Annotated in this window: 7 protein-coding genes and 3 tRNA genes; 5 read left to right on the top strand and 5 right to left on the bottom strand. The window is 71.1% G+C overall.

What is annotated here, in order from left to right; genetic code table 11:
* Window positions 1-24: 24 nt before the first annotated feature.
* The 4 genes from ACFVDP_RS17555 to ACFVDP_RS17540 all read right to left on the bottom strand — a co-directional run bounded on the left by ACFVDP_RS17555 (window position 25) and on the right by ACFVDP_RS17540 (window position 6,942).
* The gene (locus ACFVDP_RS17555) at window positions 25-3,117 is read right to left on the bottom strand and encodes an FG-GAP repeat domain-containing protein (RefSeq protein ID WP_383490230.1); all 3,093 of its coding nucleotides are present in this window, start codon (window positions 3,115-3,117) and stop codon (window positions 25-27) included.
* A 249-nt stretch (window positions 3,118-3,366) separates the two neighbouring features.
* Complete coding sequence (locus ACFVDP_RS17550) at window positions 3,367-5,622, bottom strand: DEAD/DEAH box helicase (RefSeq protein WP_383490227.1); 2,256 nt, start codon at window positions 5,620-5,622, stop codon at window positions 3,367-3,369.
* A gap of 238 nt (window positions 5,623-5,860) precedes the next feature.
* Complete coding sequence (locus tag ACFVDP_RS17545; protein ID WP_383490224.1) at window positions 5,861-6,418, bottom strand: hypothetical protein; 558 nt, start codon at window positions 6,416-6,418, stop codon at window positions 5,861-5,863.
* A gap of 173 nt (window positions 6,419-6,591) precedes the next feature.
* Window positions 6,592-6,942, bottom strand: a complete 351-nt coding sequence (locus ACFVDP_RS17540; RefSeq protein WP_383490221.1) for a metallopeptidase family protein — start codon at window positions 6,940-6,942, stop codon at window positions 6,592-6,594.
* A gap of 58 nt (window positions 6,943-7,000) precedes the next feature.
* Here ACFVDP_RS17540 and ACFVDP_RS17535 point away from each other — a divergent pair, with 58 nt between their 5' ends.
* The 4 genes from ACFVDP_RS17535 to ACFVDP_RS17520 all read left to right on the top strand — a co-directional run bounded on the left by ACFVDP_RS17535 (window position 7,001) and on the right by ACFVDP_RS17520 (window position 8,970).
* Entirely contained in the window at window positions 7,001-8,608 is a 1,608-nt protein-coding gene (locus tag ACFVDP_RS17535; RefSeq protein WP_383490218.1) for a metallophosphoesterase, read from the top strand.
* An 80-nt stretch (window positions 8,609-8,688) separates the two neighbouring features.
* Window positions 8,689-8,761, top strand: a tRNA-Glu gene (locus tag ACFVDP_RS17530).
* A 37-nt stretch (window positions 8,762-8,798) separates the two neighbouring features.
* Window positions 8,799-8,873 (top strand) — tRNA-Asp (locus ACFVDP_RS17525).
* A 23-nt stretch (window positions 8,874-8,896) separates the two neighbouring features.
* Window positions 8,897-8,970, top strand: a tRNA-Phe gene (locus ACFVDP_RS17520).
* Window positions 8,971-9,033: 63 nt separating this feature from the next.
* Here ACFVDP_RS17520 and ACFVDP_RS17515 read toward each other — a convergent pair.
* A complete protein-coding gene (locus ACFVDP_RS17515) occupies window positions 9,034-10,182 on the bottom strand; it encodes an ABC transporter permease (protein WP_383490215.1) in 1,149 nt (382 codons plus the stop codon).
* A 113-nt stretch (window positions 10,183-10,295) separates the two neighbouring features.
* Between ACFVDP_RS17515 and hrpA the strand changes: the two genes are divergently transcribed.
* Window positions 10,296-14,315 (top strand): ATP-dependent RNA helicase HrpA, encoded by a 4,020-nt coding sequence (gene hrpA, locus ACFVDP_RS17510; RefSeq protein ID WP_383490212.1) that lies wholly within the window; start codon window positions 10,296-10,298, stop codon window positions 14,313-14,315.
* The last annotated feature ends 15 nt before the right edge of the window (window positions 14,316-14,330 follow it).

Below are 14,330 nucleotides of genomic sequence, written 5' to 3'. Positions count from 1 at the left end.
GGCGATCAAGCCCCAACTGTGCGGCTAGAAAACGCCCTTGTACGTGCTCCAGCCGCTCGCGATCTTCGTCCGGGACGTGAACGAACCGTTCCCCTTGCCGTCATTGCGGTACAGGTTCCCCGACGTGTCCCGCACGACGAGGTCGTTCTTCCCGTCGCCGGTGATGTCACCGACCCCGACGATCGTCTTGTACGTCGACCCCCAGGCGGTGAACACGGTGACCCGGTCCTTCAGCGTCCCGTCCCCGGCGCCGTCGTAGCGGAACAGCGTGCCGTCCTCGCGCCGGGCGAGGACGTCCCCGATCCCGTCACCGTTCAGGTCGCCGACGCCCACGATGTGCGTGTACGTCGTCCAGGCGGAGCGGATCTTCTTGCCCGCCGCCAGCGTCCCGTCGCTCTTGCCCGCGAAGACGTAGATGTCTCCGGTGGACGTCTTGCGGGCGAGCAGGTCGGGCAGGCCGTCGCGGTTCAGGTCGCCGGGCGAGGTGAGGACGTCGTACGCGTTCCAGCCGGTGCCGAGCTTGGTGTACGCGGTCGACGTGGTGAGCGCCTTGCCGCAGCCGGGCCGGTAGCCGCGCAGTTCACCGCTGGAGAGGCGGACGAGCACGTCGTTGCAGTTGTCGCCGTTCAGGTCCCCGAACGGCACGGCGACCGCCGAGGTGGCCCAGCCCGAGGCGTACGTCTTGCCGCTGAACGCCCCCGCGCCGTTGCCCTGCTGGAAGGTGAAGGTGCCGCTGGAGTTCAGCGTCAGCAGGTCGCCGATGCCGTCGGGCGCGGCGTTGGGGCCCGCGTGGTCACGCTGGACGGCGGCGCCGTTGCGCAGCTCCACCGAGCCCCGCGTCTCCAGCCCGGCGGTCCCGTCGGCGGGCCGCACCGTCAGCGTCCAGTCGTACATGCCCCGCGGCAGGAACCGATCACCGATGTAGCGGTTGTCCCGGCCGTGCCAGCCCACCGTCAGGCGACCGTGCGCCGAACTGCCGGTGCTGGAGGCCACCACCGCCTTGGTGACACGGGAGCGGACCGTCAGTGTCCAGTCGGCCGTGGGCTTGGACAGGAGCAGTGTCGTGAGCGTGTCGGGCGTCACGTCGTCCGTGGTCGCGTCGACGGCCGTCGCGTTCTCGGGCGACGCCATCAGCGCGAGGTTCTGCGTGGGCTGACCGGACGCGACGAGGTGCACCTGCTGTTGCGCGTCGACATAGGCGATCGTCGACCCGGACTTGTCGACCGTCCAGCGCACATGGCGCTGGGAGACACCGGTGTCGGGCAGGTCCCCGACGGCGCGGGTCGAGGTCGCCGCACCGGCCACCGTGGTCAGTTCGAGCTTTCCGGCCTTCTTGTCGTGGGTGACGACGTAACCGTCCCCGAGCAGGGCCTCGCCGGAGGGAACGGAGGCCGTCGTCCCCGCCGTACGGTCGTACACCCCCGCAGGACCGGCGGGACCGCAGTTCCAGTACAACAGGCGCCCCAGGGCCTGCAGTTCGGCCGGGTCGCAGTCGGCCCCGGTCGAAACGGTCGCCACCGTCTTCTTCGCCGTCAGGTCGTACCCCGTGACCGTGCCGGGGGTGTCACCCGGCGTCCAGAGCACATCGCCCCAGACGGCGGCGGCACCCGCGGCGCGGGTGACCGTGGGCGCGGCGGAGTTGCCGATGCGCTGGACGTACTGCTTGGTGTCCGTCGTGTAGACGATGTAGTCGCCGGACACGTCGGTGATCGTGCCGCCGGCGGGGACGGAGTACTGGAAGAAGTCGTAGTCTCCCGGCCCGTCCACCCGGATCAGATCGTCGGTCTGCTGGTGCTCCTGCCACACGATCCGGCCGTCGGTCGTGCTGTGGATCGCGGAACACGCGGCGTCCGTCGCCTGGCAGTCGGTGCCGATCACGATGTTCGAGCCGGGCGTGAAGTCCGAGCGGCCACCGAACTGCGGGGTGCCGGTCGACGGCAGGCCGTCCACGGTGCGGACGTAGTCGTCGCGCCGTCCACTGGACGTGTCGGTGACGAGCAGCCTGCCCTGGCTCAGGGCCACTCCACGGATCTCCGACACCGGCCGCGGCAGCGTCTTGGCCGTCTTCACCACCGGGCGGCCCGTGTCGTCGGCCACGATGCGCTGGATCGCCTGGTCGGCGCCGGTCTTGGCGATCACGACCGCCGTACCGCCGGGGCCCGCCGAGATGGCGGCACGGTTCATCTTCGTGACGAGCGTGACGGGGCTGCCGCCCGCGATCGGCGCAGCCCGCACCGTCCCGGCGTTGGCGCCGGTGTACGGGCGGTACAGGAGCCGGTCGCCGACCACCGCGAGGTCGTACGCCGGCTTCACCGCGCCGCCGTCGAGCAGTACGGACACCGGAGCGGCGGACAGGTCGTCGCGGTCGAGGACCAGCACCTCCGCGGCGCTCCGGCTGAACATGGCCACGCGGCCGGACGAGAGCGCCGCGAGCGTGTAACCGTCCGGCAGGGCACCGGACCGGTCCGTCACCTCGCCGTCGGTGAGATCCGCTTCGACGACGCGCGGAGTGCCGTCCACCCGCGCGAGGAAGAACACGGACTTCTCGTCGCCGCCGACCGGGGCGCCGACGGTGCTGCCGTCGGGCAGCCCGTGCACGGACACGTCCCGGGCCGCCCCGTCCGAGCCGGGCGACAGCAGGTGCAGGGTGTTGACCGAGGTGCCGTCGGACGCGGTGGTCTTCGTGTAGGTCACCACCGTGGACCCGTAGACGGCGAGGAACGTCTGCCCTTCCGGCACCTGCACGATGCGGGTGGTGTCGTCCGTCGCGTCCCACAGCTCGACGGCCCCGTCGTCCCGCGTTCTCGCGAGGAGGTCGCTGCCGGTGGGCTTCGCCGTGGTCGTGGTGTAGGCCGCCGGGACGGGGAACGACCTGCCGTCCGCGTAGCGCGTCCAGTAGATCTCCGACGCCCGGGTGTCCTCGGCGGTCTCCATCCGGTGGAAGACCCCTTGCGCGCCCGCCCCGTCCGCTCCCTTGAGCTGCTCGGGAGCGAAGAGCGTGGCCGCCAGGTCGGCGGTGCGTGGCGTCGCGGGGACCACCGCCTCGGCGAGCGGCACCGCCGCCGCGGACACCGTCGGCAGCAGCGGAATCGTTCCGGCCGCCAGGGCGACGGCCACGGCGACGCCGAACCGTCTCGCTCCACGGCGACGTACAAGGACGTGACGAACCACGAGTTCCCTCCCCAGGGCGCAGGGAGGCGCGTGTGCGGTGCAGCGGAACGGCCTCGTGACCCCCGGCCGTCGCTTCCTCCCCAGAAGTCGTCCGATCCTAGCTCCCGCCCCGGCTCTCCCGCCCCGGTCCACGGAAAAGGCCGTGGCCCCCACCCCGCGAGGGTGGGGGCCACGGCCCTTTCACATCAGTACGTGTCAGCCGTTGCGCTTCCAGCGCGGCTTGTCGTCGCGGCGGAACGACGAGCCGGCACCGGCACCCGAGCCGGAACCGGCGCGGTCGTCACGGCGGCCGTAGGGACGGTGGCCGCTGGCGGGGCGGTCGTCGCGGCGGTCGCGGTTGAACGGGCGGTCGCTGCCCCGGTGACCGCCGGCGGGGCGGTCGTCACGGCGGAAGCCGCCACGGTCGTTGTCACGGCGCTCGAAGGGACGGCCACCACGGTCGCCACCCCGGTCGCCGCCGTTGTCACGACGCTCGAAACCACCGCGGTCGTTGTCACGACGGTCGTCGCGGCGGAAGCCGCCACGGTCGTTGTCACGACGCTCGAAGGGACGGCCACCACGGTCGCCACCGCGGTCGTCACGACGCTCGAAGGAACGACCGCCACGGTCGCCACCCCGGTCGTTGTCACGACGGTCGTCGCGGCGGAAGCCGCCACGGTCGTTGTCACGACGCTCGAAGGGACGGCCACCACGGTCGCCGCCACGGTCGTCACGACGCTCGAAGGAACGACCGCCACGGTCGCCACCCCGGTCGTTGTCACGGCGGAAGCCGCCACGGTCACCGTCACGACGGTCACGGCGCTCGAAGTTGCCCCGCTCGTCACGACGCTGGCGCGGCTCGTACGAGTTCGAGCGCTCGGTGCGCTCCTCCTGACGCGGCACCTCGGCGGCGGCGACGGCCGCTGCGGCGGCCTCGGTCGCGGCGGCGACGGCCGCGGCCACGCCCTCCTCGTCCTCGCCACGGTCACGGGCGGCGCGAGCGGTGAGGCGGTCGGCCTCCTCGCGCAGCTCGGCGGCGCGACGGGTGGCGCGCTCCAGCTGCTTGGTCAGGGACGAGACCTCGCGCTCGGCCTGCTGCGCGGCGTTGCCCGCGGACTCGGCCTGGACCTCGGTCATCGAACGGGCGCCGGTGATGTCGGCGACCTCCGGGTCGAACGCGGCGCCGCCCTGGATGATGTGGCGACCGGCGTCGACGCCCGCGTCCTCCATGAGGCGGAAGATCTGGCGGCGCTGGTGCGGCAGCGACAGGGAGACGACCGTGCCGGTGCGGCCGGCACGGGCGGTGCGGCCCGCGCGGTGCAGGTAGTCCTTGTGGTCGCCGGCCGGGTCCACGTTCAGGACCAGGTCGATGCCGTCGACGTGGATGCCTCGGGCGGCGACGTCGGTCGCGACCAGCGCGTTGACGTAGCCCTTCTTGAAGTCCTCGAGAACGCGCGTACGCGCGCCCTGCGTCATGCCGCCGTGCAGCGCGTCGGCCTGCACACCGGACTCGCGCAGCTGCTCCGCGATGCGGTCGGCGCCCAGCTGGGTGCGGACGAAGATGATCGTGCGGCCCTTGCGGGCGGCGATCGCCGCGGTGACCGGCGCCTTGTCCTTCGGCTTCACGATGAGGATGTGGTGCGACATCGTCGTGACGTTGCCCTGGGCGCTGTCGACCTCGTGGCTGACCGGGTTGTTCAGGTAGCGCGAGACCAGGGTCTTGATCTCGTTCTCCATCGTGGCGGAGAACAGCATGCGCTGGCCGCCGGCCGGGACCTGGTCGAGCAGCTCGGTGACCTCGGGCAGGAAGCCCAGGTCGGACATCTGGTCGGCCTCGTCGAGCACGGCGACCTCGATGTTGCTCAGGTCACAGGCGCCGCGGTTGATGAGGTCGCGCAGGCGGCCCGGGGTGGCGACGAGGATGTCGACGCCGCGCTCCAGGGCGTAGATCTGGTTGCCCATCGAGGTACCGCCGCAGACGACCTTCATCTTCAGGCCGACCTGGTCGCCGTACGGCTGGAGCGCGTCCGCGACCTGCATCGCGAGCTCACGCGTCGGCGTGAGGATGACGGCGCGCGGCTTGTGCTTCTCGGAACGGGCGCCTTCCAGGCGCGCCAGGACCGGGAGGCCGAAGGAGAGGGTCTTGCCGGAGCCGGTGCGGCCACGGCCGAGGATGTCCTTGCCGGCCAGGGCGTCCGGGATGGTCGCGGCCTGGATCGGGAAGGGGGTCGTCACACCGTTCTGCGCGAGCTTGCGCACGACGGGCTCGGGCAGGCCGAGGTCCGCGAAGGTGAGGCTGGGCTCGGCGTCCTCGTCGGACTCGACGGCCTCGTCGGTGACGATCTCGGTGTTCTCGGTGTTCTCGACGGTCGTGCCGTCGTTCGTGTCGATGGCGACGGCGGTCTCGACAGCCACGACGGGCTGCTCGGACTCGGCCTGCTCGGACACGGTGTTTTCAGTGGAAATGGACATGCGAAATGCGAAACCTTCCGGAGTTTCGGCACGCGCCCGTCAACTCCGTGTAATTGCGCTTTCGCAAGTCGACCGCCTCAATGCGGTCCAGCCACGGCAAGGGAGAGTACGCGCCACACGGCGCTCTCTTAACGGCGCCGGGCAAATGGGATCAAACGATCTACCACCATACGCACCCCCCACCCCCCAAGGCAAACCGCCTCCCTGAGACTCGGGTCACAGACCCCCGGAATCCCGCCTAGACGGGGTCCCCGGCCCGGGGCTCGGGCACCCCGTCCGCCGCGGGCCCGGACTGCTCGTGGGCGGACGACGAGGGCTCGGCGGTCGTGGGCGACGGGGTCGGCGACGGCGTCGGCGGCTCCTGGGTGGGCTCCGGCGAGGACGGCGTATCGCGCGGCGACGGAGGCTTCGCCGACGACGCCGAGGCCCGCGCGGACGTCACGGCCCCCCGGCTCGGCGACGCGTGGGCCGGCCCCGACCCGGTCGCCGAGGGCGTCGGGGTGGCGGCGCCGGAGGTCTCGCCCGGCGACGGGGAGGACGCGCCGGCCTGCGTCCCCACCCCGTCCCCACCGTCGGAGACCACCGTCCCGCCGTCCGGGGCGGTGCCCGCGCTCCGCGGCGAGGCGGACGGCGACGGCGCCGCGGGACGGCCGTCGTCGGCGACGCTCATGCACCCGGCGGCCGCGGCGACGGCCATCGTGGTCACGGCGAGCCGGCCGACGGACCGGAGCAGCGCGCGGGGATCGCGGGAACGGGTATCGCGGGAACTATCGCGGGGAACGGACAGCTGGCGCACGGGCGAGCACCTCCGGGGAATCCGGCAGGAGACGAGGTCACCGTCCCCAACTGGCACGCCCCTCGGGAGGACACGCAGCGGCACACGGACGGGACACGCCCGTCACGAGCACCACACAAACCCGGCACGAGCGGCGACGCGGAGCGGGTCGCGCGGCGAGTCACGGGCGACCGTCAGCCGTATCCCAGGGCGTGCAGCCGCGCGTCGTCGATCCCGAAGTGGTGCGCGATCTCGTGCACCACGGTGATCTCGGTCTCCGCGACCACCTCCTCCCGGGACGCGCACATGCGCAGCGTCGGCCCCCGGTAGACCGTGATCCGGTCCGGGAGCACCCCGGCGTACCACTCGCCCCGGTCGGTCAGCGGCGTGCCCTCGTAGAGCCCGAGCAGTTCGGGATCGTCCGCGGGCGGCTCGTCCTCCACGAACACCGCGACGTTGTCCATGAGCCGCGTCAACTCGGGCGGAATCCGGTCGAGCGCCTCGGCCACCAGTTCCTCGAACTCCTCGCGCGTCATCTCCAGCACCCGTCCATTGTCCGGTACAACCCGCATATCGACCCGTCCACTTGGGCATACGGGAGCAATGGCCCGCTCGCCCGCAGCAGCGACACGTCGAGCCCTCCGCCGGATCCGAGCGCTCCGCCCGGTCCGCGGCGCACAGGAGACCGCCGGCGGCCCGAGATCATCGCGGGCCCGCCGCCCCTCGCGCCTCACCCTGGAACTGGTCCACCAGCCCCACCCCTTCGCCCGCGCCCTCGGCCTCGTCGCCGTGGTCCTGCTGGGCGCCTGGCTGGGCCTGCTGATCGTCGGCAGCGTGCGGGCGCCGGTGGGCCCCATGGACACCAAGATGACCCTGCGCCCGTCCCTCACCGGCGGCACCAAGATCAACGTGTCCCCGCTGGGCGCCCTGGAGCTGGACTCCCACACGGCCCCCATCCGTCTGGACGTGGACGTCGACCAGCTCGACCCGGCCCGCTCCCAGGCACTGGTCGACCACCCGGAGCGCCTGTCGGGGCTCCAGGACGAGGTGGCCCGCGACGTCGAGCACGGCACCGCCGATCTGGCGATCCGCTCCTGCGTGGCGGTGGTCTCCGGCGCGACGGCGCTGGGCCTCGCGGTCTACCGCCGCCCGCGCCGCGCCCTGGCCGCCGGCGGACTGGCCCTCGCCCTCCTCGCGGCATCGGGCGCGACCGCGTACGCGACCTGGAACCCGAAGTCGGTCCTGGAGCCGAAGTTCTCCGGACTGCTCTCCTCGGCGCCGTCCGTCGTCGGCAACGCGCGCTCGATCGTCACCGAATTCGACGTCTACCAAAAGGAGTTGGCCCGGCTCGTCACCAACGTCACCCAGCTCTACGACGTGACGTCCACGCTGCCCACGTACCAGCCGGACCCCTCGACCATCCGCGTCCTGCACGTCTCGGACATCCACCTCAACCCGGCGTCCTGGAAGATCATCGCGTCGCTCGTGGAGCAGTACAAGATCTCGGTGATCGTCGACACCGGCGACACGATGGACCACGGCTCGGCCGCCGAGAACGCCTTCCTCGACCCCATCAAGGACCTCGGCGCGCCCTACGTCTGGATCCGCGGCAACCACGACTCGAAGACGGCGACGCAGAAGTACCTCTCCGACAAGAAGCGCTTCAAGAACGTCCACGTCCTCGACGACGGGAAGGCGGCCACGGTCGCCGGTCTGCGCTTCGCCGGCACCGGCGACCCGCAGTACACCCCGGACCGCTCCACCGTGGCCCAGGGCGACCCGGCCGAACGGATGGCGGGGCTGCGCCTCGCCTCGGCCATCCGCGACCAGGAGGCGGCGGGCACCCCGGTCGACATCGCCCTCGCGCACGAGCCGGCCGCCGCGAAGGAGGTCGACGGCACCGTCCCGCTGGTCCTGGCCGGGCACGTCCACCACGAGGAGATGGACATCCTCCCGCTCGGCACCCGGCTGCGCATCGAGGGCTCGACCGGCGGCAGCGGCCTGCGCGCCGTCGAGAACGCGGGCGGCCATCCCGATCCGGTCGAGGCGTCGGTGCTCTATCTGGACCGCGACACCAAGCGCCTCCAGGCCTGGGACGAGATCCGGCTGGGCGGTCTGGGCCTGACGAAGGCCGAGGTCAGCCGCCATCTCCCCAAGGAGAACCAGCCCGGCGCCACCCCCTCGCCGAGCGCGCCCAGCGGGTCCCCGTAAACCGTTTTGGCGATAGCTCCCCGCATCCCATATGCTTCTCACGTCCCCGACGCGCTGCGAAGCGCGCAGGCGGGCCGATAGCCCTCATCGTCTAGCGGCCTAGGACGCCGCCCTTTCAAGGCGGTAGCACGGGTTCGAATCCCGTTGGGGGCACGTAAAACCGTGTGCGACACTGTTGCACGCAAAGCTTGGTCCTGTGGAGCAGTTTGGAGTGCTCGCCACCCTGTCAAGGTGGAGGCCGCGGGTTCAAATCCCGTCAGGACCGCTGCAGTTTCTTGTGAACTGCGTGGCTGGGTAGCTCAGTTGGTACGAGCGATCGCCTGAAAAGCGATAGGTCGCCGGTTCGATCCCGGCCCCAGCCACTTCCTCGAAGGCCCCGTCCGCGGACGGGGCCTTCGGCGTTACCAGGCCGCACCTGGGACGGCTCAGACGGCCGCCGCGTGCAGCGGCTGGGTGCCCCGGCCGCCCGGATGCCGGTGCCGCCAGAACCAGAACAGGCCCGACGAGAGCAGCGCCCAGCCCCCGAGCACCAGGAACGGGAACGCGTGCTGGTGGCCCTGGAAGTAGACCGCCGTGTGCTGCGCGTTCACGGACGCGCCCGGCGGCAGCCACTGGCCGATGCGGCCGAGGACCGTCGGCAGCAGCGGGGGCGCCACCGCGCCGCCCGACGCCGGGTTGCCGACCAGGACCAGCAGGCCCCAGGTCGGGATCATCGCCCAGCGGTGGAAGAACGTGTTGAACATCGTGAAGACCATTCCGCACGTGAACATCGTCAGCGCGAGGATCAGCCAGGACTCCACGAACGGCAGATCGAGCGCGCCGAGCCCCCAGTCGACGACCGCCGCCACCGCGAACCCGCCGAGCAGCGCGTACGCGACCGTGGCCACGATCCGCTCCGCCGGGTTCAGGCCGCGCGCGTGCACGCTCAGCTGGATCGCCCCGACGAAGCCGATGATCACGGCCGCGAGCGAGATGTAGAAGATCGCCAGGCCGCGCGGATCGCCGCTCTGCAACGGGTTCAGGTCCTTCACCGTCACCGGGATCCCGGTCTCCTTGCTGACCTGGGGCGCCGACTCCGTGAAGACCTGGGCGACCGAGACCCCGGACGCGCCGGAGACCTCCAGATCGACCCGGGCGCCGTCGTCCCGCACGTCCAGGACCGCGTAGATCCGCTGCTCGTCGATGGCGTTCCGGGCCGCCTCCCGGGTGTCGTAGTGCTTCAGGTCGAGCTGGGCGTCCAGCGCCTTCTCCATCGCCCCGACGAACGCGCTGCGTCGCGCCGCGTCCCGCTCGCCGGTGACGCCGGTCGGGATGTGGTGCGGGGTCGGGTTCGCCATGGAGTACGTATAGGACGCCGCGAACAGGGCCGCTGCCGCCGCCAGGATGAACGTCAGGACGAGCGCGGGCAGGAACGGCGACTTCTTGAAGCCCGCCCAGCGGTCCGCCCGGGTCGGCGGACGGCCGTGCGCACCGTGCCCGCCGTGTGCGTCGTGCGCGCCCTGATCGCCGGGGGCACCGCCCTCGTCGTGCGGCGGGTGGGGGCGCGGCTGTTCCTCGTCGGGCAAGTGCGACATACCTGCACGCTAATTCAGTCATAAGCCGCATACATCCCGAGAGCGGCACGTAACTCGGACGCAGCCAAAACCGTTCGCCACGGATTTCCCCGAGGTGAGATCCTGGAGCACGTATGTCTACGCAGCCTGCTCCCGCCGCCGCCGATCAGTTCGCCGCCCTCGCGCGGCGGCTGTCCGAGCTGTCCCTCCGCGACGCGCACCGGCTCGGGCGCAGGCTCGAGGGTGCCCGCAAGATCCGTAAGCCAGAGGCCCGTGCCGCCGTCGTGGCGGAGATCGACGCCGAGGCCGAGAAGGCCTCGCGGCGCACCGACGTGCGCCGCGAGCGCCGCGAGGCCCTCGCCGTCACGTACCCCGAGCAGCTTCCGGTCAGCCAGAAGAAGGACGAGATCGCCGACGCGATCCGCGACCACCAGGTCGTGATCGTGGCCGGTGAAACCGGCTCCGGCAAGACCACGCAGATCCCCAAGATCTGCCTGGACCTCGGCCGCGGCGTACGCGGCATGATCGGCCACACCCAGCCCCGCCGGATCGCGGCCCGCACGGTCGCCGAGCGCGTCGCCGACGAGCTGCACACGCCGCTGGGCGAGGCGGTCGGCTGGAAGGTCCGGTTCACGGACCAGGTCGACCAGGACGGTACGTTCGTCAAGCTGATGACCGACGGCATCCTGCTCGCCGAGATCCAGACGGACCGCGAGCTGCGCGCCTACGACACGATCATCATCGACGAGGCCCACGAGCGGTCCCTCAACATCGACTTCCTGCTGGGGTACCTGGCCCAGCTGCTGCCGAAGCGCCCGGACCTGAAGGTCGTCATCACCTCGGCGACCATCGACCCCGAGCGCTTCTCCCGGCACTTCGGCGACGCCCCGATCGTCGAGGTCAGCGGCCGCACGTACCCGGTGGAGGTGCGCTACCGCCCGCTCCTCGAAGAGGATTCGGACGACTCCGACCGCGACCAGATCACCGCGATCACGGACGCGTGCGAGGAGCTGATGGCCGAGGGCGCCGACGGCGACATCCTCGTGTTCCTCTCCGGCGAGCGCGAGATCCGTGACACGGCGGACGCGCTGGAGAAGAAGAAGTACCGGTTCACCGAGGTGCTGCCGCTGTACGCGCGGCTGTCGCACGCCGAGCAGCACCGCGTCTTCCAGCAGCACACGGGCAGACGGATCGTGCTGGCGACGAACGTCGCGGAGACCTCGCTGACCGTCCCGGGCATCAAGTACGTCATCGACCCGGGCACCGCCCGCATCTCGCGCTACAGCCACCGTACGAAGGTGCAGCGGCTGCCCATCGAGCCGGTCAGCCAGGCCAGTGCCAACCAGCGCAAGGGCCGCTGCGGCCGGACGAGCGACGGCATCTGCATCCGGCTGTACTCGGAGGACGACTTCCTCGGACGTCCGGAGTTCACGGACGCCGAGATCCTGCGCACGAACCTGGCCTCCGTCATCCTCCAGATGACCGCGGCCGGCCTCGGCGACATCGAGAAGTTCCCCTTCATCGACCCGCCGGACCACCGCAACATCCGCGACGGCGTGCAGCTCCTCCAGGAGCTGGGAGCGCTCGACCCCGCCGAGAAGGACCACCGCAAGCGCCTCACGCAGCAGGGCCGCAAGCTCTCCCAGCTGCCCGTCGACCCGCGCCTGGCCCGGATGGTCCTGGAGGCCGACAAGAACGGCTGTGCGCGCGAGGTCATGGTGATCGCGGCCGCGCTGTCCATCCAGGACCCGCGCGAGCGCCCCTCCGACAAGCAGGCGCAGGCCGACCAGCAGCACGCCCGCTTCAAGGACGAGACCAGTGACTTCCTGGCGTTCCTGAACCTGTGGCGCCATGTGCGCGAGCAGCAGAAGGAGCTGGGCTCCTCGGCGTTCCGCCGCATGTGCAAACGCGAGTTCCTGAACTTCCTGCGCATCCGCGAATGGCAGGACATCTACACGCAGCTGCGGACCGTGGCGAAGCAGATGGGCATCCATCTCAACGAGGACGACGCCCCGGGCGACTCCATCCACGTCTCCCTCCTCGCCGGCCTGCTCTCGCACATCGGCATGAAGGACGTGAAGGAGACCAAGGAGTCCGCGCAGAAGGACCCCAAGCAGGCGGGCCGCGACCGCGGGCGCAACGAGTACATCGGCGCGCGCAACGCGAAGTTCGCGATCTTCCCGGGCTCGGCCCTCTTCAAGAAGCCGCCGCGGTTCGTGATGTCGGCCGAGCTGGTCGAGACGTCCCGGCTCTGGGCGCGGGTGAACGCGCGGATCGAGCCCGAGTGGGTCGAGCCGCTCGCCGAGCACCTCCTCAAGCGCACGTACAGCGAGCCGCACTGGGAGAAGGACCAGGCCGCCGTGATGGCGTACGAGAAGGTGACGCTGTACGGCGTCCCGCTCGTCGCCCAGCGGAAGATCAACTACGGCCGGATCGACCCCGAGGTCTCGCGCGAACTGTTCATTCGCAACGCGCTGGTGGAGGGCGACTGGCGTACGCACCACAAGTTCTACGCCGACAACCGCCGGCTCCTCACCGAGGTCGAGGAGCTGGAGCACCGGGCGCGGCGCCGCGACATCGTGGTCGACGACGACACCCTGTTCGACTTCTACGAGCAGCGGGTCCCCGAGCACGTCGTCTCGGGCGCGCACTTCGACTCGTGGTGGAAGCACAAGCAGAAGGAGGAGCCCGAACTCCTCGACTTCGAGCGCTCCATGCTCATCCGCGAGTCCGCGGAGGCGGTCACCAAGGCCGACTACCCGGACAGCTGGCGGCAGGGCGGGCTCAAGTTCCGGGTGACGTACCAGTTCGAGCCCGGCGCGGATGCCGACGGTGTCACCGTCCACATCCCGCTCCAGGTGCTCAACCAGGTCACGGACGAGGGCTTCGACTGGCAGATCCCGGGCCTGCGCGAGGACGTGGTGGTGGAGCTGATCCGCTCGCTGCCCAAGCCGATCCGGCGCAACTACGTGCCCGCGCCGAACTTCGCGAAGGCGTTCCTGGAGCGCGCCGTACCGCTCCAGGAGCCGCTGCCGCTCACGCTGGCGCGCGAGTTGCAGCGGATGGTGGGGGTGCCGGTGAAGGCCGAGGACTTCGACCTCACGCGCGTACCGGACCACCTGAAGATCACCTTCCGGATCGTCGACGAGCGGCGCCGCAACCTCGCCGAGGACAAGGACCTGGAGGCGCTGAAGCTCCAGCTGCGGCCGAAGGCCCGGCAGGCCATCTCCAAGGCCGCGGCGGCCACGGCCGAGCGCGCGGGCGGCCCGTCGGTCGAGCAGCAGGGCCTGACGGACTGGACGATCGGCACCCTGTCGAAGGTCTTCGAGACCCGGCGGGCCGGCCAGCCGGTGAAGGCGTACCCGGCCCTGGTCGACGACGGACCGACGGCGAACACCGTGTCCGTACGGCTCTTCGACAGCGAGGCCGAGCAGGCGCAGGCCATGTGGAAGGGCACCCGCCGGCTCATCCTGCGCTCCATCCCGGTGAACCCGGCGAAGTTCGCCTCGGACAAGCTGAACAACGCGGCGAAGCTGGCCCTGTCGGCGAACCCGCACGGCTCCGTCCAGGCCCTCTTCGAGGACTGCGCGACGGCCGCCGCGGACAAGCTCATCGCGGACTTCGGCGGCCCGGCCTGGGACGAGGAGTCGTACCGCAAGCTGTACGAGAAGGTGCGCGCGGAGATCGTCGACACGACCGTGCACACCGTCGACCAGGTGCGGCAGGTGCTCGCCGCCTGGCAGGCCTGCGAGCGCCGCCTGAAGTCGATGCGGAGCCCGACGCTGCTGGCCAACCTCCAGGACGTGCGGGCCCAGCTGGACGCCCTGGTGAAGCCCGGCTTCGTCACGGCCACCGGGCTGCGGCGCCTCGGCGACCTGATGCGCTATCTCGTCGCGGCCGACCGGCGCCTTCAGCAGATGCCGACGGGCGCCCAGCGGGACACCTCCCGCATGGAGAAGGTCCACGAGATGCGGGACGAGTACGCGTGGCTGCTGGAGCAGATGCCGCAGGGCCGGCCCGTGCCGCGGGAGGTCCTGGACATCCGCTGGATGATCGAGGAGCTGCGGGTCAGCTATTTCGCGCACGCGCTGGGCACCGCGTACCCGGTCTCGGACAAGCGGATCGTGAAGGCGATCGACGCCCAAGTGCCGTGACGGAGCAGGCACGGT

It is taken from the genome of Streptomyces sp. NPDC057694, from assembly GCF_042799415.1.
Lineage (GTDB): Bacteria > Actinomycetota > Actinomycetes > Streptomycetales > Streptomycetaceae > Streptomyces.
The sequence above is the reverse complement of the archived record's forward strand: the minus strand, read 5'-3'. Positions and strand labels throughout refer to the sequence as shown.

Bases quoted from the DNA above. Each gene is read 5' to 3' on its own strand.
- ACFVDP_RS17550 (WP_383490227.1), bottom strand. From the start codon at position 5,622: ATGTCCATTTCCACTGAAAACACCGTGTCCGAGCAGGCCGAGTCCGAG.
- ACFVDP_RS17535 (WP_383490218.1), top strand. From the start codon at position 7,001: ATGGCCCGCTCGCCCGCAGCAGCGACACGTCGAGCCCTCCGCCGGATC.
- ACFVDP_RS17515 (WP_383490215.1), bottom strand. From the start codon at position 10,182: ATGTCGCACTTGCCCGACGAGGAACAGCCGCGCCCCCACCCGCCGCAC.
- hrpA (WP_383490212.1), top strand. From the start codon at position 10,296: ATGTCTACGCAGCCTGCTCCCGCCGCCGCCGATCAGTTCGCCGCCCTC.